General features: G+C 72.0%; 24 protein-coding genes. 12 read left to right on the forward strand and 12 right to left on the reverse strand.

All coding sequences use genetic code 11. From position 1 onward, the window contains the following. Positions 1-24 precede the first annotated feature (24 nt). The 10 genes from SLP03_RS15000 to SLP03_RS15045 all read right to left on the reverse strand — a co-directional run bounded on the left by SLP03_RS15000 (position 25) and on the right by SLP03_RS15045 (position 13,622). Positions 25-264, reverse strand: a complete 240-nt coding sequence (locus SLP03_RS15000) for a hypothetical protein (RefSeq protein WP_319461206.1) — start codon at positions 262-264, stop codon at positions 25-27. 196 nt (positions 265-460) lie between these two features. Next, positions 461-778, reverse strand: coding sequence for a hypothetical protein (locus SLP03_RS15005; protein ID WP_319461207.1), 318 nt, complete (start codon positions 776-778; stop codon positions 461-463). 72 nt (positions 779-850) lie between these two features. Further along, complete coding sequence (locus SLP03_RS15010) at positions 851-1,384, reverse strand: hypothetical protein (protein ID WP_319461208.1); 534 nt, start codon at positions 1,382-1,384, stop codon at positions 851-853. After that, positions 1,381-2,403, reverse strand: a complete 1,023-nt coding sequence (locus SLP03_RS15015; protein WP_319461209.1) for an AAA family ATPase — start codon at positions 2,401-2,403, stop codon at positions 1,381-1,383. Before SLP03_RS15015 ends, SLP03_RS15010 begins: the two co-directional genes overlap by 4 nt. Positions 2,404-3,568: 1,165 nt before the next feature. Continuing rightward, on the reverse strand, positions 3,569-3,874 hold the full coding sequence (locus tag SLP03_RS15020; protein ID WP_319461210.1) for a hypothetical protein: 306 nt from the start codon (positions 3,872-3,874) through the stop codon (positions 3,569-3,571). 63 nt (positions 3,875-3,937) lie between these two features. Then, positions 3,938-4,864: a hypothetical protein gene (locus SLP03_RS15025; RefSeq protein WP_319461211.1), complete on the reverse strand. Its 927-nt coding sequence runs from the start codon at positions 4,862-4,864 to the stop codon at positions 3,938-3,940. Positions 4,865-5,066: 202 nt separating this feature from the next. Further along, on the reverse strand, positions 5,067-5,981 hold the full coding sequence (locus tag SLP03_RS15030; RefSeq protein WP_319461212.1) for a hypothetical protein: 915 nt from the start codon (positions 5,979-5,981) through the stop codon (positions 5,067-5,069). Then, on the reverse strand, positions 5,978-7,060 hold the full coding sequence (locus tag SLP03_RS15035) for a hypothetical protein (protein WP_319461213.1): 1,083 nt from the start codon (positions 7,058-7,060) through the stop codon (positions 5,978-5,980). The genes SLP03_RS15030 and SLP03_RS15035 overlap by 4 nt, the downstream gene beginning before the upstream one ends. After that, positions 7,038-10,802, reverse strand: coding sequence for a hypothetical protein (locus tag SLP03_RS15040; protein ID WP_319461214.1), 3,765 nt, complete (start codon positions 10,800-10,802; stop codon positions 7,038-7,040). Before SLP03_RS15040 ends, SLP03_RS15035 begins: the two co-directional genes overlap by 23 nt. Next, positions 10,803-13,622 carry a hypothetical protein gene (locus SLP03_RS15045; RefSeq protein ID WP_319461215.1) on the reverse strand — a complete coding sequence of 940 codons (2,820 nt, stop codon included), beginning with the start codon at positions 13,620-13,622 and terminating at the stop codon, positions 10,803-10,805. A gap of 156 nt (positions 13,623-13,778) precedes the next feature. Between SLP03_RS15045 and SLP03_RS15050 the strand changes: the two genes are divergently transcribed. The 11 genes from SLP03_RS15050 to SLP03_RS15100 all read left to right on the forward strand — a co-directional run bounded on the left by SLP03_RS15050 (position 13,779) and on the right by SLP03_RS15100 (position 19,130). Next, positions 13,779-14,153: a hypothetical protein gene (locus SLP03_RS15050; RefSeq protein ID WP_319461216.1), complete on the forward strand. Its 375-nt coding sequence runs from the start codon at positions 13,779-13,781 to the stop codon at positions 14,151-14,153. After that, entirely contained in the window at positions 14,150-14,671 is a 522-nt protein-coding gene (locus tag SLP03_RS15055) for a DUF6879 family protein (RefSeq protein WP_319461217.1), read from the forward strand. The genes SLP03_RS15050 and SLP03_RS15055 overlap by 4 nt, the downstream gene beginning before the upstream one ends. After that, positions 14,668-15,516, forward strand: coding sequence for a helix-turn-helix transcriptional regulator (locus SLP03_RS15060; RefSeq protein ID WP_319461218.1), 849 nt, complete (start codon positions 14,668-14,670; stop codon positions 15,514-15,516). The genes SLP03_RS15055 and SLP03_RS15060 overlap by 4 nt, the downstream gene beginning before the upstream one ends. A gap of 225 nt (positions 15,517-15,741) precedes the next feature. Then, complete coding sequence (locus SLP03_RS15065) at positions 15,742-15,999, forward strand: hypothetical protein (protein WP_091105750.1); 258 nt, start codon at positions 15,742-15,744, stop codon at positions 15,997-15,999. Next, a complete protein-coding gene (locus SLP03_RS15070; RefSeq protein ID WP_091105747.1) occupies positions 15,996-16,202 on the forward strand; it encodes a hypothetical protein in 207 nt (68 codons plus the stop codon). The genes SLP03_RS15065 and SLP03_RS15070 overlap by 4 nt, the downstream gene beginning before the upstream one ends. Next, positions 16,199-16,573, forward strand: a complete 375-nt coding sequence (locus tag SLP03_RS15075) for a zinc ribbon domain-containing protein (RefSeq protein ID WP_319461219.1) — start codon at positions 16,199-16,201, stop codon at positions 16,571-16,573. The genes SLP03_RS15070 and SLP03_RS15075 overlap by 4 nt, the downstream gene beginning before the upstream one ends. Positions 16,574-16,629: 56 nt before the next feature. After that, complete coding sequence (locus tag SLP03_RS15080) at positions 16,630-16,848, forward strand: DUF397 domain-containing protein (RefSeq protein ID WP_091108228.1); 219 nt, start codon at positions 16,630-16,632, stop codon at positions 16,846-16,848. A 170-nt stretch (positions 16,849-17,018) separates the two neighbouring features. After that, positions 17,019-17,873: an N-acetylmuramoyl-L-alanine amidase gene (locus SLP03_RS15085; RefSeq protein ID WP_319461220.1), complete on the forward strand. Its 855-nt coding sequence runs from the start codon at positions 17,019-17,021 to the stop codon at positions 17,871-17,873. 27 nt (positions 17,874-17,900) lie between these two features. Beyond that, positions 17,901-18,233 carry a hypothetical protein gene (locus SLP03_RS15090; RefSeq protein ID WP_319461221.1) on the forward strand — a complete coding sequence of 111 codons (333 nt, stop codon included), beginning with the start codon at positions 17,901-17,903 and terminating at the stop codon, positions 18,231-18,233. Further along, positions 18,214-18,795, forward strand: coding sequence for a hypothetical protein (locus SLP03_RS15095; RefSeq protein ID WP_319461222.1), 582 nt, complete (start codon positions 18,214-18,216; stop codon positions 18,793-18,795). The genes SLP03_RS15090 and SLP03_RS15095 overlap by 20 nt, the downstream gene beginning before the upstream one ends. 23 nt (positions 18,796-18,818) lie before the next feature. Then, the gene (locus tag SLP03_RS15100) at positions 18,819-19,130 is read left to right on the forward strand and encodes a hypothetical protein (RefSeq protein WP_319461223.1); all 312 of its coding nucleotides are present in this window, start codon (positions 18,819-18,821) and stop codon (positions 19,128-19,130) included. Positions 19,131-19,223: 93 nt separating this feature from the next. Here the strand turns inward: SLP03_RS15100 and SLP03_RS15105 are convergent, their stop codons facing one another. Then, the gene (locus SLP03_RS15105) at positions 19,224-20,237 is read right to left on the reverse strand and encodes an HNH endonuclease (protein WP_319461224.1); all 1,014 of its coding nucleotides are present in this window, start codon (positions 20,235-20,237) and stop codon (positions 19,224-19,226) included. Positions 20,238-20,441: 204 nt separating this feature from the next. Here SLP03_RS15105 and SLP03_RS15110 point away from each other — a divergent pair, with 204 nt between their 5' ends. Continuing rightward, complete coding sequence (locus SLP03_RS15110; protein ID WP_319461225.1) at positions 20,442-21,050, forward strand: DUF4839 domain-containing protein; 609 nt, start codon at positions 20,442-20,444, stop codon at positions 21,048-21,050. A 177-nt stretch (positions 21,051-21,227) separates the two neighbouring features. Here the strand turns inward: SLP03_RS15110 and SLP03_RS15115 are convergent, their stop codons facing one another. Then, entirely contained in the window at positions 21,228-21,914 is a 687-nt protein-coding gene (locus SLP03_RS15115; protein ID WP_319461226.1) for a hypothetical protein, read from the reverse strand. Positions 21,915-21,964 lie beyond the last annotated feature (50 nt).

A 21,964-nucleotide genomic window follows, 5' to 3' on the forward strand; every position in this document is an offset into this window, starting at 1 on the left:
CGGGCGCCGCCCCCGCCGGCTCGGTCAGCGGTACTGCTTGAGCGACAGGGTGAACTCGCGGCCGTCGGTCAGCCGGATGACCACCCCGTGGTCGGTCGTCATGAAGCCCGCGTCGCTCAGCGTCTGGACCTCGCGGACCTCGGTCGGCTCGCCGTCGCTGTCGGCCAGCGGCTCCTCGCCCGCCGACTCGGCGGCCTCCTCCAGGTCCAGCGTCTCGGCAGCGGCCCGCAGTGCGCGCTCCAGGATCTCCTCGTAGCTCAGCATCTCGGCTCTCTCCTCACAGGCAGGGTGGGGGGCGGAACGTACAACTTCATTGTAGGCAGACGACAGTTTTGCATACAAGTTTTATGTACGCTCCGGGCCGTGGAGCGCGTCACACAAAGGGCGGTCGTCCCCCGTCCCCGGAGAGCGCCGAACAGCCCGGGCCGGGTAGTGGAGTGAGGCGGTGCGCCGGCCCGGCTTAGACGGGCTGTGAGCGGTCGGGCCGCTCGCCCAGCCGCCGGGCGTCCAGCTCGGCCGCCGCCTCCAGCAGCCACGCCGGCGGGCCCGGCCGCTGGCCCGCGGGGCGCGGCAGCGTCCGCCCGCCCGGCGCGGTCCGCTCCCGCCCGCAGCCCCGGCACCTGGTCGTCAGCCACACCAGGCCGCCGCCCTCGGTCGCCGAGCCGTCGAGCAGCCCGGCGCAGCCGTCGCACACCCCGACCGGGCCGACCTCGGCGGCGGCGGCGAACGCCTCCACGTCGACCAGGCCGTCACGCACCAGCCGCGCGTCGATCGCCACCGCTCACCTCCCCCGGCTCCGATGTGGAGCGGGGCCGGGAGAAGGTCGCCCCTCGTCCGGCCCCGCACCCGCTCACTCCTGCTCGGCCGCCGGCAGCGCCAGCAGCTCCGGCAGCGCCAGCCGACCGTCCCGGTAGGCCCGCGCCACCTCCTCCCGGCCGCCCTTCTTGAACGTCAGCGTCGTCGACGGCGGCGGCGGCTCCGCGACCTCCACGAAGTCGAGGACCCGGCCCGTCTCGCCGTCGACCACCGTGCCGTCCGGCTCGACCTTCATCCGGCCGAGCAGCGCCTTGCGCCAGGCGGGCCGCACCGACTCGACCGGCGCCGGAGTCGTCACCGCCACCTCCGACGGGTGCTCCTGCTTGCACCAGGCCAGGAACCCGGCCTCGTCGACCACGTAGCCCGTCTTCGGCTCGGAGAGCGTCACCTGCGCCACCGCGCCGTCGTAGCCCGGCAGCTTCACCTGCACCGTCGTCACGCCCAGCTCGCCGTTCAGCTCGACCAGCTGGCCGTCGGCCTCGGCCCGCGCCAGGTCGTAGACCTTGCGCACCTCGTCCATCAGGGCCTTCAACACCGCCGCCCGCATGGCCGCCTGCTGCACGCTCACCGGCCCGCTCCCGCCGTCTCCGGCTGCCGGCCGTTGACCGACGTCGCGCCGGCCGCCTCGCTCAGCGCGCTGTCGAGCTGGGTGCCCGGGGCCTCGGCCGCTCGCCGCGCGGCCGCGATCTCCGCGCCTCGCGCGTTGAAGGCGTCCCGCAGCTTCTGCGTCTTGCCGAGGCGCTGCGCCCGCTGCCACAGGACCGCCAGGTCCTCCCGCGACGAGCACGCCGCCAGGGCCTTCGGCCAGTCGAGGTCCTTCGGCGGCTCGCCGTTGTCCAGCCAGTCGAGCAGCTGGTGGCCCAGCTCCGCGTCCGGCTTGTGGATCACCTCGTCGGCCAGGGCGTCGCACCGGCTCTTCGTCACCCGCAGGTAGTGCCCCTGGTCGAGGTCGCCCACCAGGTCGAACTCGTACTCCAGCCCGTCGCGCTGGTCGGGCTGCATGCCCAGCTTGGACACCTGCTTGCGGCCGTCGCTGCCCTCCGTGATCTCGTACTTCTGCTTCGACCGGAGGCAGACCACGACGTGCCCGGGGAAGCTCATCAGCGCCTCGATGTACGCCCGCTCGATCGGGCGCACGTCCTTCCAGCCGTCCATCGACCGGCCGCCGTGGTTGCGGGCGAACAGGTCGACCAGCTCCAGGATGCCGCCGGGCCCGAACCAGTAGTGCGACGCCGAGTCGAGCATGAAGCCCGTGAAGCCCGCGACCGCCGCCTCGTCGATCAGCTCGACGAGCTGCCGCGGGTCGTACCGCACCGGGCTGATCTTCGAGAACCCGTAGCCACCGGCCTCCTCGGGCGTCATGTCGCCGACGCCGGGCAGCTCCGGGTTGACCGCGTACTTGTCGGCCGAGTCCCGCTCGGTGTCGACGAACGCGATCCGCTCGACGCCATCGGCGACGGTCCCCGAGCCGGTCAGCGTGTACAGCAGCTTCAACCCGGTCAGGGTCTTGCCTGCCCCGCTCGGCCCTGCGAGGGCGATCCGCGCCTTGGCCTTCTTGCGGCTGGCGGGCATGAACCGTGAACTCATCCTTCGTCCCTTTCCACGTGAACGAACGTCCTACATAGACTCTATACGGTCGCCGTTGGGCACTGCGACCCGACACCCGCGACCGACGAAAAAGCACCCGCGCAGTCCGCGCAAGCCAAGCTCCCGACAGCGGCCGGCAGGCCGCAGGCGGAGTGCCGGCAGATCACCGGCGTGGCCAGCTCGGTGCAACCCGTGGCGTCGCGGTGCCGCCAGTCGTCCCCGGCGGCCACCAGGTCGCCGCCGCACGTCGCGCACTGCGCGACGTCGACCGGCGCGAGGTACACCCTCACTCCCCCATCACTCTCCTTCCCTCCTCGGGCACGGCCCGCAGCGCGGGCCCGTGCAGCGGAGCCGACTTCCTGCACCCGGGATGAGCACAGGAGCCATTCGGCCCCTCGACGTAACGGTGGTCGAGGCCGCTCGCGGCGCGGACCCCAACCGTTTCTTGTTCCCTGTATGTCTTGCGTCCGCGTGGCGGACCAACTCGGTCCGCGTGACGGACTAGTTCTAGTCCGCGACCCGGACTAGAAGCGCCCTTCACTGGTCCGTCCACCGGACTACCAGACCCGGGCGATTCGGGCGCCGCTGGTCCGGCACGCGGACCAACTACGCCCCTCTCGCTGAGCACCCGCAACAGCTCCGGCGGCACTCCCACGCGGTAGACCGTCCGGGCCTTCTTGCGCCGGGCGTCCGCGACCGTCGGCCGCTCGCGCCACACCCACTTGCGCTCCGGGCTCTGCTCGCCCGCGTCGCCCTCCTTGCCCTCCAGCTTGTTGAGCCACTTCGCGACCGTCGACCGGGACATGCCGGTCGCGTGCTCCAGGTCGGTCAGGCTCGGCGTGAACTGCTCGGGGATCCTCGCCGTGGCCGCGTCGGACCACGTGAGCAGCGTCAGGACAAGGTGCCGACCAGGGGGCTCCAGGTCGCACTCCTCGCTCCTGACCGCACGCTCGACCGTCCACCGGTCCACCATGCAGGCGGCCTCTCTGTGCAAAGCCGCCAGCGCACCGTCGCCCGAACTGGCGTACGATGCGCGTGCGACCCGTTCTCCGTTCCGGGTACGTCCATTTCGGCCCCGCCAGATGACCGCCTGGCGGGGTTGAGACGTTTTCCGGCACCCTACACCCGTTCTGTACGGCTGCAATGGCATCGGACGTGCTCATACCTACGCCGCCTCGTCCGCGTCCTCGTCGAGGACGTCCCACGGGTCCCACACGATCTTCCGGTTGGTCGCCTCCGCCCAGCCGTAGATCGTCATGAGCTTCCACTGCGGGTTGTTGCTGACCTCGCCGTCCTCCTTGGGCAGCTGGCCCTTCGACCGCCACTGGTACGGCGTGTTGTCCTTCACGCCGAACATGCGGACCAGCTCCTTGAGCCCCACCATCGCCGGCAGCGCCACCGGGCCGGGCGTCATCAGGTCGGCCGCGATACGCCGCGTGACCGCCTTGAGCTTCGCCTGGTTCACCTTCACGGTTCCTCTCCTCCCACGGCCGGATGCCATACAAGGTCAATGTACGGCACCCGCCGGGGACGGTCAGGCCGCCACCCGGGCGGCGGCGTACGGCGCGGCGCGCAGCAGGTCACGCGCCAGGTCGAGCAGGCAGCAACGGTCGAGCAGGTGCACCCGGCCGTCCGAGAAGATCGACGGCGGCTCCAGCGGCACCTCGGCCATGAACCGCACCCGGAACTCGCTGGCCAGCTCCTGCCCCACCTTGTCGTGCATCCACGTCGGCACCAGCGCCCACCGCACGCCCGCCTCGGACAGCTTGGCGGCCACCCACCGGGTCGCCGTCGCGTTGCGCTGCACGTTGGCGACCAGCAGCACCAGGTCGCACTGGCGGGCCACCTCGACCTGCCCGGCCTCCAGCGCCCGGTCCAGGTCGACCACCTTCACGTCGGCCGCGTACCGGTCGACCGGCCGCAGCGGCTTGAACGGCTCGTCGACCACCCGCAGGCCCTCGGCCGGGGTGCCGAGCCGGTCGTCCACGCCGCCACGCCCGGTCGCGTCGACGAGCAGCGTCCGTCGCCCGCCCTCGGCCGCGACCAGCGCCAGCGCCACCGCCAGGGTCGTCGCTCCGGCGCCGCCGTGGCCGCCGACGACGCCGACGCGCACCTCGGCCGCCTGCCCGTTGACCGCCTCGGCGACCAGCTGGCGGACGGCCTCCGCGCCGTGCGGAAGGTGGTACACCGGGGAGTCCGGGTAGTCGGCCGCCCAGCCGCGGTACGCGGCGGCCAGCCGGTCGCCGTCCAGCTTCTCCGGGGCGACGACCACCATCCGCGGGTGCGCCGGCATCCCGGCCGCCAGCGTCTGCACGCGGGCGTCGACCAGCACGAGCGGCGCACCGCGCCACCGCGCGACGGTCGGCTTCCCGACAACGACGTCCACTTCGACGTCGCCGAGCGTGTCCACCACCTCGTCCACGTACTCGTGGCCCCAGGCCACGACCAATGCCTTGCCCATCCATTCCTCCTCGTAGAGACGGCGAGACGTACAGAGACATTGTATATGGCTCGGCCCCCAGCGTCAATGTTGTATGTACAGCAGGGGTGGCGCTTTGCCCGCCGTCGCCGTTGGCCGCTATGCTGGTGTCTCCACGTGAACGCAGCACAGCCCCGGATTTCGCGGTCCGGGGCTGCGCTGTTTCCAAGGCCAGGTCAGGCGGTCAGTAGACGACCTCCACGACCACCAGGCCGCCCATCCCGTCGCCACCACGCCGCGACGTCGCCGTGCCGATCGCGCCGGCCCCGCCACCACCCCACCCGAGGGCGTCCGGAGCGTCACCGCCGACCGACCCGGACGAGTTCGCCCCGAACCCGAGCAGCGAGTTGCCGCCCTTGCCGCGGAACGTGTGCCGCTGGTCGAGGGTCCGGTTGTAGTCGCCGTACTCGCCCGGCGAGTTCAGCACGTTGCCGCCCGCCGCGGTGCCGCCGCCGCCGCGCCCGCCGGCCTGGTCGCCGCCGACCGCGTTCTGCCCGACGGCGGAGAGGCCGCCGCCAGCCGTCCACAGCCCCCCGAAGCTCGTGTCCCCGCCGTTGAGGCCGGCCCCGAACGCCCCGCCAGCGCCGCCAGCGCCGACCGTGACCTGCACCTCGGCCGGCAGCTCCCCCGCCGACCACACGCTCTCGCAGTAGCCGCCGCCACCGCCGCCGCCGGCCGCTCCGGTGCCGCTCGCGGCGCCGGTCACCCCGCCGCCGCCGCCACCGCCGCCGACGCCGTACGCCCGGATCCACCGCGCGCCGGCCGGCACCTTGAATGTCCCGCTCTGCGTGAACGCCTGCACCGGCGCCCCGGGAGCGGGCGAGCCGACCAGGCCGACGATGTGGTTCCCCGCCGGGGGCGACTTGAGCACCATCACCCGGGAGCGCACCGGCACCGCGCCGATCATCGACGTCACCCGGATCGCCTGGGTGTCGCCGTCGTGCAGCGCCCGGATCGTGCCGTCGCCGGCGACGCTCGTCACCGTCGCCGGCCGCAGCCGCCACGTCAGGCCCAGCCGGATCGCCTTCTCCAGCACCGCCTCAGCGAGCGCCTTCACCGGCACCGCCAGGCCCGGCACCTTCCCGCCGTTCCCGCTCACGCCTCCCCGCCTTCCGTCTCCGGGTACGCCCTCCGCAGCGTGTGCCGCATCTCCCCGCCCGGCACCAGCGGCATCGTCCAGCTGACCTCCAACCACCGAACCCCGTCCCAGCGCACCACCTCGTAGGCGTCGTGCCGCGGGTCCACCGGGGTGCTCAGCTCCACCACCTCGTACACCGTCTGCTGGAGCCCCAGCGTCCGCGCGTACACCGTCGCCTGTGCCTGCGACCGCACCTGCACGTCGACCGTCTTCGGCAGCACGAACCCGCGCTGCGCGATCGAGTGCGGCGCCGACGCCGGCACGTCGTACACCCCGACCACCGGCTCCGCCTCCGAGCCCGGGTCGTTGGACACCACCACGAAGCGGTTCGGCGCGGTCAGCAGGTCCGTCCCCCGGGAGATCGACCCCCGGATCACCCGCCGGGAGGCGTCCAGGTCGATCGTCACCGCCTGGTCGGCCGGGTCGAACGCCCGCCGCAGCCGCAGCCAACCCCGGTGGTCGAACCACGGCATGAAGTACCCGCCCGACGTGGCGAGGTCCCGCAGCGCGTTCGCCCGCGACGTGCCCGGCGACCAGGCGGCCACCGACGTGAACTCCGTGGCGTCGACCACCAGCGCCCCGATCGGAAGCCCTTCGACCAGCCGCGCCGCCACCTGGTCGACGAGCTGCCCGGCCGCGTCGAAGCCGACGTCCAGCTCCTGGTCGACCACGAACATCTCGTCGAGCAGCGTCAGCGGCGCCGTCGACCCGGCGCTGGTCACCAGGTCCGACGAGTCCGCCACCAGGTAGCGGCCCAGCCGGTACGAGCTGCCGTCGCCCAGCACCATCCGGGGTGCGATCCGGTCCGTCAGCTGGTTGACCCGCTTCGCGTCCTCCACGCCGAGGGTCACCCCGGACAGCCGGCGCGGGATCGTCGACGTGCTGTCGTGGCTCAGGCTCGGCGACGTGTCCCGCAGCGGCGTGAGCTCGCGGCGGACCACCCCGGTCCGCCCGTCGATCAGGTCGAACCGGAACGACGCCGACCGCTGCCCGCGCCAGTCGGGCAGGTCCAGCAGGTCAGGCGACGGCGCAGATGCCACGGCCGTCCACCTCCCACACATTGCCCTGCGCGTCGGCGAACTGCGTCGTGCCGGCCGCCTGGCCCTCGAAGTCCGGCGCGGCCAGCACCGGCCCGTCGACGCCCTGGCGCACCTCGGCCCGGGCCACCGTCACGGCGCCGGTCAGCGTCAGCGCCAGCCGACCCGCGTCCACCGTCGGCGGTTCCGGCGCCGCGACCGGCCCGCCCAGCTCCGTCCACGTCACGCCGTCGTCCGAGTGCCAGAACGACGCCGCGCCGTCGCCGATGAAGTCGTTGCGGTACGTCACCCGCAGCCACCGCCGCTGCCGGGTCACCACCAGGTCCCGGGTGTCCTCGCATCCGGTGAACCCGCCGCCGCCCCACAGCCGCAGGCAGGTCTGCGCCGTGTCGGCGGTCAGCCGCCAGCCGGTCGCCCCGCCGTCGTCGGTGCGCGACAGCTCGGCCGACCACTCGTCGCCGGTCGGCCGCAGCTCCACCCGCAGGTCCAGGTCGTTCGACGCCGGCTGCCGCACCGACACCGCGGCCACGCTGACCGTCGGGGCCGCGTTCGTGTTGCCCGCCGTCAGCACGCCCCGCACACCGATCTGGCCAACGCCCGCCAACCCGGTGTCCTTCGCCGACTGCTCCCACCGCGCCATGTTCTGCCCGTCCGGCCACACCGCCACCCGGACCGCCCCGTCGCGGACCTGCAACCGCATCCAGTACCACGGCCCCGCCTGGTAGGCGAGGAAGTCGGTGCCGTTCGCCGCCCGCACCGTGGCCAGCGGCGTGACCGTCGTCAGCGCGCCGCCCACCACCCGTTCGATCGACACGCCCAGCCGGCCGTCGGTCTGCGCGGCCAGCCGCGCCCGGTAGTTCGTGCCGACCGCCGTGTACCGGGCGACCACGTACGCGTTGATCGGCTGGCCGGTCGCCACCGCGCTGAACCTGAACCGCGCCTGGAAGTCGACGTCCACCCAGCCGGCGCCGACGACCGCCATGCGCGAGCCCCCGCCGGCCAGCTTGATCGTCGCCGACTCGGCGGCCACCGAGAAGTCCGTCGCGGCGCCCTCGACGATCGCCCAGCCGCCGCCCAGCCCGTCCACCACGTTCCGGCCGAACAGGTCCTGGAACACCTGCGGCGCGATGCCGGCCGCCGGGACGGGCGTGCCCGCCGTCACCGACTCCACCTGCCCCTCCGGGCGCAGGCCCTCGCACGGGGCCGGGCCGCCGTCCAGCGGGGCCGGCGTGCGCGTCACCTCGATCACCTGGAGCTGCGCCAGCAGCAGCTGGCCCGCCTTGCGGCGCTTCGCCGACCCCGACGGCACCAGCAGCGTCGACAGCCACCGGTTGTTCAGCTCGTCGCGCACGCACACGTACGGCACCGTGTCCCACGCCAAGTCCCGCAGGTCGGTGAAGCCGCGGTCCAGCGTCTCCGGCGGCACCGCCGCCGAGTTCACCAGCACCGCCCGGGTGAACTCCACCCCACCGCGCTCCAGCGGCCGGAACGCCGTGCGGAAGTCCCGGTCGAACATCTCCTGCAACTCGACCTGCCCCGCCTCGGGGAACGTGAACTCCTCCACCGTCGACCGGTCGTAGTTCGCCACGTACGCCAGGTTCCCGGCCGGGTTGTGGTTGGAGGTCAGGATCAGCACGCCCGTGTCGACGTTGCGGCCCTCCACGCCCGGCGAGGCGATCGTCGCCGCCACCGGAAGCGACCACGGCCCGGCGACGCCGAGGCGGTGCACCATCCTGATCCGGTACCGCGACTCGACGCCCACCCGCGCCTCGTAGTCGTCGACCGCCGCCACGGACGGCTCAACCACCTTGGCGATCGTCTCCCACTCACCGGCGGGCATCGTGTCGTCCTGGCGCTGCACCTCGTAGCAGCCCCAGCCGCCCACCACCGACGAGTTGACGGCCATCCACGACAGCCGGTGGAACCGGATGCCGGTCGGGATCTTCGCCGCCGGCCGGTCGCACTGCTCGTCGACGACCCGCAGCGGCTGCACGGCCGGCAGCACCTCCAGGCCCAACACCGCGTCCATCTCCTGCGCGAACATCAGCGTCAGGTCCGCCGACTCGTCGGACTGCCCGTCGACGACCGCGAACGCGGTGCGGCCGCCGTAGCCGGTGTCCGCCTCGAAGCCGGCGGGCTGCATGCTCCACGGGTTCGCGTCGGCGCCGAGGACCTGCCACGGCGACTGCCCGTCCGCGCTGCTGGTGAACGTCCAGTACGTCGTCTCGCCAATCCCGTCGGACAGGTACGGCGGGTCGAGGCGCGCCGTCACCTCCCGCCAGCCGTCGGCGATCTCCGGCAGCGCGTCGAACTCCTCCACCGTGACCCGGGCCAGCGGGCCCCGCCGCTGGCTCGTGTCCAGCTCGGAGACCTGCGCCAACTCCAGCGGAGCCCGCGTGCCCGGCAGGTGCCGCGCGTAGAACCGCACCCACACCCAATCCGCCGCCACCTCCTCCACGAGCTGCTGCATCGTCCAGCCCGAAGGGGTCAGCTCCGACACCGTGGCCACCGCCCGGGTCAGGTAGCTGTGGCTGCTCAGGTCCGGGTTGCCCGGCGCGCTGACCCCGGTGAACAGCACCACCGACGGCAGCTCGTCGACCGTCTCCACCGTCGGCGTCTGCCCGGCCCGCAGCGTCTTGCGCAGCAGCACGCCGCGGTGCGCCGGGTACGGCTCGACCGGCCCCAGCCGGTCCACCTTCACCGGCACCGGCGAGGCCACCGACTGCTGCCCCGAGTACGCCTGCCCGACCGTCACCGCGTACTCCCGCCCGCCGGTCAGCTCCACCGTGCCGGAGAAGTTCTTCGCCTCCCAGATCGGCACCTCGTAGTAGTACCCGCCGATGTACGCCGCCCCCTGGGACAGGTCGAGGCCGCCGCCGCCGACCCGGTTCTCCTCCCCGTACGTCACCTCCAGCGCCAGGTAGTGCACCTGGAACACCGCGGTGGCCGCCGCGTTGGCGGCGACCTGGAGCCGCACGTTGATGTTCGTCCCGCCCGACGCCGCCAGCGCCGACAGGCCCGCCGGCGGGTTGCCGGTCGACGCGAGGGTCCGCGACCGCCACGGCACCCGGCCCCGCTCCGTCGTCGGCGCCGCCGCCGCGTTCCACCACGGGTTCAGCTCGCCGAGGCGCGACCGGCTGACCGCCGTCACCCCGTTGTGGGCGGCCGGCCCGTTCAGCGTCTCGTCCATCAGCCAGTTCACCCCGGCCGACGGGCGCTCGAGGCCGAGGGTCACCGCCGGGGCCAGGTCGGCGAACGGGCCCGAGATCACGAACAGCACCGACACGTCGAGGATCCGCCGGCCGTCCAGCGCGGCGTGGGTGCGCGACACGTCCGCGTCGAACCAGAACCGCGCCGCCGCGTTCGGCCCGGTCAGCGTGATGTGCCGCGGGTCGGACGGGTTGCTCACCGCGTCCGGCGGCGTCGCCGAGCCGCCCGCCAGGGCTCCGCCGGCCAGCATCGCGCCGTCCCGCACCGGGATGACCAGCTTGCGCACCGGCCCGGTGCCGGCGACCTGGCCCGCCGGGTACAGGTTGACCAGCAGCTCCTTGCGGTTCGGCAGGCCCGGCGGCGGCGACGCCACGTGCAGCCGCACCCGCCGCAGCCCGGCGCCGGCGGCGTGGCTGGCGCGGGCCCGGAACGTGTAGCCCAGCTCGCTTCCCGTGTCGAGCTGCACCGTGTCGGCCACCAGCGGCGCCCACTGCATCCCCAGCACGTAGGGCCGGTCCGGGTTGTACTCGCCCACTCAGATCGTCCTCACGGTCGTGGCCACGTCCCTGCGGGCCAGCGTCTCCAGTACGCCTTCACCGACCGCCCGGCCGGTGTCCAGCGCCTCCTGCCGGGTCGGCAGGACTCCCTCGAAGGTCACTCGGATCGCGTCGCGCCCGAACACCACGGACCCGCCACCGTCGCCGCCGAGCAGCCGCATCAGCCCGGACTGCTCGGCCAGCTCCCGCGCCCGGCGCGGCCGGGTCAGCGGCACCACCACCTCGTCGCCGGCCTCGCCGCCGACGAACAGCGTCGGCCGGCGCAGGATCGCGCCGTTGGCCAGCGCCGGGATGCGAGGCAGCGACCCGGGCAGCTTGGCGTCGATCGACGCGATACCCGAGTTGATCTTGCCGATGACCCGGTTGATGAACCCCGTGATCGCCGACGTGATCGACCCGGCGACGTCGCCGATGAACCCGCCCACGTTCTTGAGCCCGTTCATGAACCCGCTGATGAGGCTCCGGCCCGCCGACACGAACTTCCCGGCCAGGCCCGCCAGCCGCGACGGCACGCTGCTGATGAACGACACCAGGGCGCTCACGCCGCTCGACGCCGCGCTACGCGCCGCGCTCATCGCCGACGACAGCGCGCCGGCCAGGATGCCCGGCAGCCGCGACAGGCCCGACATGATCCGGCCGGGCAGCCCGGTCACGAACGACACCACCGCGTTGATGCCCGCGGTCGTCAGCGCCCGCGCGCTGGCCCACAGCCGGGAGAAGAACCCGGCCAGCAGGCCCGGCAGCGCCGCAATGCCGCTGAGGACCATCCCGGGCAGCTGCGTCACCGAGAAGATCAGCAGGCCGATCCCGACGCCCACGGCCTGGAGCGCCATGCCCAGCGCCGACGTGAACAGGTTCCACAGCATCCCCGACAGGCTCGCCAGGAACGAACCGATCTTCCCGGGCAGCTCGGCGAACCAGGTGCCGAGCGAGGAGAAGAACCCGACCACCGCGTTCCACGCCGACGAGAACGCCCCGCCGATCGCCGCCCCGACCCCGGCCCAGTCGATCCCGTTCAGCCAGGCGGCGACCTTGCCCAGCCACTCGGCCACCGCGGTCAGCGGCGACAGCAGCCACGTCAGCGCGCTCGCGAGCGCCGAGATCAGCGGCGCGATCGCCGCCGACACCAGGAACTGCACCAGCAGCGCCGCGACCTTGATCAGCGGCGCGACCAGGGCGACCGCCACCACGGCGAGCTGCGCCACCAGCTGGATCAGCGGCGTCAACGCCACCACGACCTCGATCAGCGGCGGCAGCAGCGACAGGATAGTCGGCAGCATCGGCGCCATCGCCTGCACCACCTGCATGACCAGCGGGCCAAGCACCCCGAGGATCGGCGCAAGCGCGCTGCCCAGCGCGGCGACGAGCTGGCCGAGCACCGGGCCCATCTGGGTGAACAACTGCGCGAGCTGCCCGGCGGCGGGGGCGAGGATCGCGGCGATCGTCTGCCCGACCTGGAGCAGGATCGGCGCCAGCGCGGTGATCAGCGGCCCGATCAGCGGGCCCAGCGCGTTCAGCGCCGTCGCCAGCGGGCCGATCAGCATGGTCACCAGCTGCCCGACGACCGGCAGCAGCGGCGCGATCGCCAGCGCGATCGACGCGATCACCTGCGCGATCGGGCCCAGCGACGGGGCGAGCGCCTGGATGCCCACCGACAGGGCGGACAGCACCGGGCCGAGCGCCGCGCCGAGCGTGGCGATCGCCGGGCCCAGCGCCGTCGCGACGGCCTGCAACGCCGGCACGACCGCCTGCACCAGCGGCATCAGCGCCGGCACCAGCGACTTGCCGATGATCCCCAGCAGGGTCATCAGCACCGGCGACAGGCCCGACGCCGCCGTGCCCAGCGCCGCGAACACCCCTTTCAGCGCCTGCGCGCCCTCCGCCGAGGCGAAGAACTCCCGCAGCGTGCCGGTGGCCATCACGAGGCTGCCGAGGAAGCCCCCGCCGCCGGCCGCCTGGCTGACCGCCTGGAACACCGAGCTGAGGATCCCGCCGACGTTCGACGCGACCTGTCCGAGCTGCCGCAGGATGCCCAGCGCCGTCTGGATCGCCGCGGTGGCCGCGCCGCTCTGCGCCATCGCCGACAGCCACGCGCCGAACTTCGCGCCCAGGCCGCCGGCCACACCGGACAGCTGGCTCACCGCCGGGAGCCCCACCACGGCTATGTCGCGGAACCCGGCCAGCACCGGCTGCACGGCAACGGCCAGGTTCGCCACCGCCTCCCGCGCACCCATCAGCACCCCGCGCAGCACCGACACGGTGGCGCCCTCCCGGGCGAACTCCAGCGCCCCCCGCGCCGCGTTGCCGTACTCGGCGGCGATGCCGGCCAGGCCGGCGCGCAGCGGCCCCGCCAGCACCGAGGCCGTCGCCTTGACCTGCCCGATCATCGGCGCGGAGAACGCATCCTGCGTCGCCGTGCGGACGCCCTCGATCGCCGGGCCCCCCGCCTTGAACTCGCGGGCCAGCCGCTGCGCCTGCGGCGACAGGTTCTCCAGCGCCTTGTCGAACGCCTTCGCGTCGCCCTCGGCGACCGCGCCGAGGACGTCCCCGAAGCCCGACGTCGCGATCCGCAGCGCGCCCATCGCCGCGCCGAAGACGGACGCCGCGGCGGGCACGGCGAACGCCGCACCGCTGACCTGCGCCAGCGCACCGGCCAGGCCGACCAGGCTGCCTGTCGCGCTGGCGGCGATCCCGCTCAGCGCCCCGACCTTCAGCGCCGAGTTCAGCCCGCGTTTCAGGTCCGGCGCGAACTTTCTTACGTCGCCGATGATCTCGATGTACGCACGCCCCAGCGCCACACCCCCAGCGTAGGCCAGATTCTGCGGTCGCAATCGCCCACTGCGGCCGTCTATCAGCGCCGCTAGCGACCAAGACGATCCCTTGACGTTGCACGCGCAGCGGCTCACGATCAGCGGACGGGCAACAACGTGCAACTATCGCTAGGAGGCAGGGGCATGCAGTTAACGTTCTTGGGCAAGGAGTCGACGGGCGGGCAATCCCCCACGCTGTACGCCACGGACCGAGACAGCTACGTTGTGCAGGGCTGGAAGGTTGCCGATCCCGCGGTCCTCGCCCTAGAGACAGACCAGGAGACAGTCGTTGAGGTGCCCGCTCCACTGATGCGCCACTTGGCCAAGAACGGTCTCGACGGGGAAGTGACCCGGATCGAGGCGCCCATCATCGACGTCACCGCGGAAGGCAACTACATCATCCAGGGCGCGCGGATAACCGACGAGGCCGCTCTCGCTCTCATGGACATCCCGAGTCACGAAACCTGTGTCGAGGTTCCGGCTCGCCAAATGCTGAATCTGGTGGCCAGCAGTCGATGAAACCCATCACCAGTGCCGAGTTTCGGTCGATGTTCCGCCTCGGCACCCGTGCCTGGCATTTGGAGCTGCGTGACACGTACCACGTCGAAGACGAGGACGTTCCGTTTGACTTGTGGCTGCGCGGCATACCGGACGACTTCGCATGGCGGAAGGACTGGCTGTCCTTCATGAGCCAGGTGACGTCGGCAGGGACTCAGGTTCAGCGGCTGCGCATCGTGACGGAGCCCCTGTCGGACTACATGCGCTGGGCGATGGAGCTGGACCCGGGCAACATGGAGGCCGGCGAGGAAGTCAGGTACCTTCCGCGTGCGCAGGTAGCCGAACACACCCTGCCCGCCGAGGACTGCTGGCTCTTCGATGACCACCTGCTCGTCCTCAGCCTGTTCAAGCCGGACGGGCGTGGTGCCGGCTACGCCGTAGAGGACGATCCAGAGCAGCTGAACCTGTACCGGGCAACCCGTGACGACCTGTGGCCGCGTGCGGTTCCGTACGCCGAGTACCGACCTGCAACGACGTGAGCACACCTGCCCGTCAGGCCCGGGAAGCGCTGGGGGTCAGGCTCAGGGACATCCGGCAGGACGCCGGCCTGACGGGCAGAGCGCTTGCCGCAGGCGCCGGTTGGCACTACACGAAGGTCTCCAAACTGGAGCACGGCGTCATCAACGCCTCCGAGGAGGACGTACGCACGTGGTGCCGGCTTTGCGGGGCCGACGACCAGGCGGCGGACCTCATCGCGGTCGTGCGCTCCATCGACACCATGTTCGTCGAGTGGCGGCGGCTGCTCAGGTCCGGCACACGGACACGGCAACGGGAAAGCGTCCGCTTCGAGGCTGACACGAAGCTGTTTCGCGCATTCGAGCCGCAGGTCATCCCGGGACTCCTGCAAACAGCCGAGTACGCCGCCGCCATCCTCAGCGCGTTCATCGACTTTCACGATCTGCCGGACGACGTGGAAGAAGGCGTCGCCGCGCGAATGGAGCGTCAGAGCATCCTCTACCGGGGTGACCACCGGTTCCACATGGTGTTCTGCCAGGCCGCTTTGACTCTGGGCGTCGCGCCTCCCGACGTACTCGCCGGTCAACTGGACCGGCTGCTCGCCCTTTCGACCCTCCCCCGCGTTCACCTGGGTGTCATTCCCACCCGCGCAGCACACGGTTTCCTCCCCCTGCACGGGTTCTGGATCCTCGACGCGAAGACCGTCCTCGTCGAAACTATCTCCGCAGAACTCAAGCTGACCCAGCCCCGGGACATCGCCGTCTACAGCCGGGCCTTCGAACGGCTCGCCGGGTCAGCCGCCTACGGCCGGGAGGCGCGGGCCCTCATCACGGGGGCGCTCCGGGATCTGGACGACGACGCGAGTTGATGCAACATCGTGCAACATCCTCGCACGCCATCGGCGACCGCCCATACGGTCGCTGGTGGGCGTGATGCACAGTGACCGCTCGATCACTGATGAGCGCCCGGGTTCAGAGAAGGCTGGGGGCTACTCGTGGTCGTTCTATCTACCGGTCGGGGCCAATCACACAGCGGCAGGCCCGGCGCCGCCTCGGCAGGCCGCTCGGGCTCCCCTCCATTTCGAGAGCGGCTCGTGGTCCCGCCCCCGCCGCCCGGCGAGGTCGTCCCCAGCTACGGCTACCTCGTCCTCAGCCCCGGCGAAAGGCTGACCCTTGCCGGGCACATGCTCGCCACGCACCAGCCCGACGGCCCTGTCGTCCGCGTCGGCTTCGCCTGGCCGTTCATCGCCGTCAACGACCGCCGCTGCACCTGGTGCCGTAACGCCTGGCCGTGCAGCGCCGCGAGCTGGGCGGAGCAGGTCCAGGTCGACGCGTACGGCTGGGCGCTGTGACCGCCCCCGCGGGGCACCGCCGCTGGTCCCGCTGGCTGCACCGCCGCTCCACCCCGGACCGCCGGGCGTCGGTACCCGAAGCCGGCGCCCGGCCCACCACCCCGGCCGCCCCGCCCTCCTGGAACGGGCCGACCGTCATCCTCTCCACCGCGGTGCTGACCACGCCCGCGCAGCGGTGGCGCGGCAACGGGGGGCGGCCGTGAACGCCACCCGCCCCAGCCTGATCTCCGGCGGCTCCCTGTGCGGCCGGGCCGCCGCCTGGAGCCGGCGACACATGGCCGCCAGCACTGACCCGTACCTGCTGCGCACCCTGCTGTGGTGCGGCCGGTGCGACGTGCCCATGCACCCGCACCCGCACTGCGGCGAGCGCACCTACAAATGCCCGCTCGGCTGCCGGAAGGTCCCCCTCTCCGCCGAGGCCATCGAGGCGGTCACCTGGACCGCCGCCGAGCGCCGGGCCACCCTCTCCGGCATCGCCCCGCCGTTCCGCAAGTCGGTGCTGGAGCAGCTGCTAGTCAAGGTGATCCTCCGCGCCAACGCTCCCGACGACCTGCGCTACATCTGGCGCACGTAGACCCGCCCGCCGCGACGGGAGCGGCCGGCAAGCAACCGAAGGAGCACGCCGTGGACATGCAGCAGCGGCCGATCGGCCAGTGGTTCAAGTCCAGCAAGTCCGGCCCCAACTGCGACAACTGCGTCGAGGTCCAGTTCCTCGGCGGCGGCAACGTCGAGCTGCGCAACAGCCGCGACCCGCAGGGCCCGACCCGGGTCTTCGACGCGGGCGAGTGGGACGCCTTCATCGCCGGCGCGAAGGCGGGCGAGTTCGACCTGCCCGCGCACGCCCGCTGACCCGGAGGCCGGCCCCAGCGTCGTGGCCGGCCTCCGCACGACCCCCGCCGGTCGCCGCTGTCCGCGCAGCGGCGGCCGGCGGGCCGCGTTCCCGCACCGGTCACCCCGGCCCGCTACCGTAAGAGCCGCTGTCCCCCGACAGACGATCCACGCTGCCGGGAGGACAACCAGTGGACATCATCAGCCGCGCCGAATGGGGCGCCCGCGCCCCGGAGTCACGCTCCACCGTGCCCTGGTCCAAGCGGACCGGGTTCATGGGCCACTACTCCGCCGCGTCGGCGACGCAGACCCCCCGCCAGATCCAGGACTACCACATGCGGGTCAAGGGCTGGTCGGACATCGGCTACAACTTCCTCATCAACTCGGTCACCGGCCTGCTCTACGAGGGCCGCGGGTGGACCGTGCTCGGCGCGCACTGCGCCGGCCACAACACCGAGAACATCGGCGTCTGCATCATCGGCAAGGACCAGGCCGGCCGCCAGGACGTCTCCGACGCCTCCCGCCGCGCCTTCAAGTGGCTCTACGAGGAGGCCAACGACCGCAAGGGCAAGCGGCTCACGCTCCTCGGCCACCGCGACCGCGGGTCCACCGAGTGCCCCGGCGACGAGATCTACGCCTGGCTGCACGCCGGCCTGCCCGTCGTCGGCGGGTCGACGCCCGCGCCGTCCAAGCCGCCGGCCGGCTCCAAGCCCGCGCCGGGCACGCCGATCGCGTTCCCCTTGCCCGCCGGCTGGTACTTCGGCCCGGCGTCCGGCCCCGACTACTCGGTGTCCGGCCTGCACGAGCGCTACTTCCGCAGCCACACCGACCGCTACTGGCTCCAGCAGTGGGCCACCCAGCTCGGCCGCCGGGGATGGTCGATCGGCAAGGGCAAGCGGTGGCTCGGCGGTGCCGGCAACGACGGCATCTACGGCCCCGAGTACCGCGCCCTCGCCGAGGCGTTCCAGCGCGACCAGCACCTCGACGTCGATGGGCTGATCGGCGTCAACACCTGGAACGCCGCCTTCCGCAACCCGGTGACCTGAGCGTCCCGCCACCGAGGGGGCAGGTAGGTGTGGCTGGCCGGGCAGATCGTCAGGGCCGCCGGTGGGGACGTCTCCGGCATCAGCGCGACGCTGGGCGTGCTGGCGGTCCTGGCGACGCTGGTCACCGCGCTGCTGGCGCTGCTGGGCACACGGCGCACCGCCGACGTCCAGCGGGAAGCCAACTTCGACAAGCGGGTCGACGAGCGGTTGCAGTACCTGGAGCAGCGGGTGCAGTTCCTGGAGCAGGAGCTCACCCGCTACCAGGACATGTACGCCCGGCTGCGGCTGGGCGTCTTCGCCGCCGGACTCGACCCGGACCAGCTCGATTGGAGGTCGCCCGGTGATCCGCCACGACGCTGACACCCAGCGGGTGGCGCGGGTCGCCGCCGAGCGGGTGGTGGTCAAGGACCGCCGCAGGCTGGCACGGCTGCTGGCGCTGTACGCGCTGCTGCCGCTGCTGTGCTCGACGGCGGCCACCCTCATCGCCTCCAACCTGGCCGACGCCTCGATGGACCGCCGCGTCGCCGCGCTGGAGCAGGACCTGGCCCAGCGGCGGGCGCAGGCCGCCGCCGAGACGAGGGAGCGGGACGCCCGGCTGGAGCAGACCCGCCGCGACCTGTGCGTGGCCCTGGACCGGCTGACGCCCCGCGACCCACCCGTGCAGGACCTGCGCCGCCGGTACGGCTGCACCGCCCCGGACCCGCGCCCGTCCCCGTCGACGGGCGCCCCGGAGCGGGGCGGCCCCCGGACGCCCGGCCGGGCGGCTCCCTCGAGCGCGCCCCGCCCGGCACCAACTCCCGGCCCGACCGGTCCACGCGGACCGCAGGGCCCCAACGGGCCACCGGGCACGCCGGCACCCACGCCAACGCCCGAGCCCACCCCGGCGCTGCTGTGCATACCGCCGCTGCGCCTCTGTCTGTGACCAACCCGAGGAGGGACCGACCCATGAACCCGACCACCCAGACCCGCCACCCGTGGCGGGCCACCGCGCGCACGATCTTCGCGGCCGTCATCGCGCTGCTGTCGCTGCTGCCGACCATCGCCGCCGCCGCCGGCGTCGACGCGGTGCCGCTCGTCGCCCAGGCCCTCGCCGTCGCCGCCGCGGTGACCCGAGTCCTCGCGATCCCCGGCGTCGACGACTTCCTGCGCCGGTACCTGCCGTTCCTAGCGTCGGCGCCGGCCGGCGAGGTTCCGCCGCCGCTGCCGCGTCGTGATCCCGGCAGCACCCTGTTCCGACGCGACGGCTTCCGCGGCTGACCGGGAGACGAGGAGGGCGGCCACAGGTACTGGGCCGCCCACCTTCAATTTTTGAACCCGCGCCGGCCAAGCTGCCCAGCACAACAAGAGTCTCTACGTCCGCGCAGACTCATCCACGCGCCACTCGTGCCCCTCAGAACAGGTCCACGTCGGTTGGCCTTCGTAGATAACGCACCCACCGAGTACGACCCGTCCCTCCTCCGCCGCGGCAATCATTTCGGGGCCTGGCTCCCCATACATGATCGGCACGCCCGTCCGACCACAGTCAGGGCAGGTGGCGGCCGGCGACATCTGGGCAGGCACGGTGCGTCTCGGGCCGACGCTGGTGCGGGATGCCCGGATCCTGGCCGCCAGATCATCCGGTGGCATCGGCGGGTCCTGCGTATGGACCATGGCGTGGCAGTTGGGGCAAAGCGGCCGTAGGTCCGCGATCGGGTCAACCTGGTAGTCGGGTCCGAGCTGCGACACCGGCGTGATGTGGTGGACATGGATGAATCCCTTGCCCATTTCGCCGTAGACGGAGGCAAAGTCGAGCCCGCACGCTATGCAGGCCAGGCCCCAGTGCTCGACGCACGCCGCGCGGGCGCGTGGATCGCGTTCGTAACGATTGACGACGATGGTCCGCACCGCGCCCTCTGGGAACAGCCCCGGAGGGAGCTCGCCTGGGCCGCGGGCCTCGTGCTGCGGGCCGAAACGCTCCCACAAGGCGTGAACGGCCGCCTCGGACTCCACCGGGACCGATCTTCCTGATCCGTAGACGTGGTCCCACCGCACGCCCGGGGCCTCTGCGTTCAGCACGACCGGGGGGATTCGATCCGGGATCGGCAGGAGGCTCAGCCAGTCGATCTCCACATAGTTGGTGGTCTTCTCCGGATCCGAATAGTGCTCGGCCTCGTACGGCTCGGACCGGACGATGGCACGTCCGATCAGACCGCGGTACTTGCCCTGCACCAGCAACCACGCGTCAGATCCTGCAGCGATGTTGACGTGTCGACCCACACTCCATCTGTCGCGTCTCGTTCCGTCGCGCTGCACCTGGGCGGCCCATTCGTCGTAATCGGCCCAATTCCACCGCTGCGGGTTCCAACCCAGGAGGATCGCCGACATGCCTGCACCTTTCCCCGTAGGTCGTCCAGTGACGGTGATCCTAACGGGCCGCCCTGACAGCACCCTCGCTAGAACGACCCCACGTCGATGTCCGGAGCCTGCTCGGCACCTGATCGGCACACCGGCCGCAGCGCGCAATCTCGGCGTGGCACCTGGCCGGCAGGGCCGCAGATGAGCCGCTGAGAGCGCGGCTATGATCCACTTATGAGCAAGCAAAGGCCGCCGCTGACGAAGCAGCAGAAGATCGGGTTTCGGGTTGCGGCTGGTCTGCTCCCCATCCTCGCCATCATCATCACCATCGGAGCGATCAACGAGAAGAAGGCGCCGACGCCTCCGGCTGCCACCACGACGGCAGCCCCAGCAAAGCAACAGCCGGTAGAGGCCGCGCCTTCGCCGACACCTGCGTCTGCCGAGCCCAAGGCCGAGGCGGTCTTGACCGTGAAGAACAACAAGGATCTCGCAGCGCTCTTGGCAGCGGCGGAGGACCACGACCTGTTCCAGGAGTTCGCGACCAAGTACCAGGGCCGAACCATCAAGTTCGATGGCACCATCGCCGCAATGAACCATCACGGCGATTACAAGACGCGGTACGACATCTTGGTCCTCGCCGGAAATAGCATCGAGTCGGGAGTTACTGGGCCCAACTTCCAGTTCAAAGACGTCAACATCACCAGCGATCTGCGCCTCACGGGCTCGAACATCCCCGACACCATTGGCGTGGGGCAGAAGCTTCGCATCACTGCTGAGGTAGAGGGCTATGCCGGGAACCAAGACCTCTTCCTGCTCGATCCGGTTTCCACTGAGGTGAGATAAGACCGTGGCTGTAAAGAAGGCGCGGCGAGCTGCGTCTCGGCCGGTGCTGGCTGCGCCGGCGCGCGGCCGTCGAAGAGCTCCCCGGCGAGGCGAGCCCTTCAGGGCATAGCCGGACGCCGCCCACTCAGCCGGTGAACGTTTCGGGGCCGCAAGCACTCGTCAACTGAGCACGGGCTGTTATCGGTAGAGCGGCTGGTCCTGGGTGGGGTCGGCGGTGACCACGTCGAGGCGCGGGTCGGTGGTGAGTTGGGTGATCAGCGCCCGAGTCCCGCCGATCCCAGCCCAGTGCGGATCGACGTCCTTGGCCACGCACCAGGCGTGATCAGCGGGCCAGGCGAACGCCGGCTCGGCGTTGCTGAGACGACGCTGGCCCGGCCACCCCGCAGCGGTGTCCCATGTGCCGACGTCGGCTAACGGCCCTCGAAACAACCAGTACGAACGGTGGGGCACCACAACCTTGGGTGCGCGCGGCATCGAGGGCGGGACAGCGGGTGTGGGCGCCAGTCCCGGCTGGCCGCCGGACCGCTCGAGCGGGGCTCCGCTGTTCTCTTCGTCGATGTACACAGCGTCGTTGTCGGCTGCGACGTCGGCGTCGCCGAAGCCTTCCCATACGCAGAAGTAGCAGTCTTCCGGTGTCGTGGTGTGGGTGGCCAGCACCTCAAAAAGGGTGGGCAGCTGGTCGGCGGGCCAGTCCGCGGCGGCGTCGTTCTCGCTTTGGCCGGGGCGTGTCGGATCGGGCAGGAACCGAAGCCGCGCGTAGGCATCGAAGCCCGCAGGGCCGAAGCCCACAAGACGCTGCCACGGCAGGTCGCTGTGGGCGATCCAATCGGCGGCCGACAGTTCCCGACAGAAGTTGAGTGTCACGTTCCGGTTGTACCGCCCAGCCCCGTGCTGGCGCCGCGGAATTAGACTCT

Origin of the sequence: Micromonospora sp. RTP1Z1 (assembly GCF_033804685.1) — a bacterium.
Taxonomy (GTDB): domain Bacteria; phylum Actinomycetota; class Actinomycetes; order Mycobacteriales; family Micromonosporaceae; genus Micromonospora.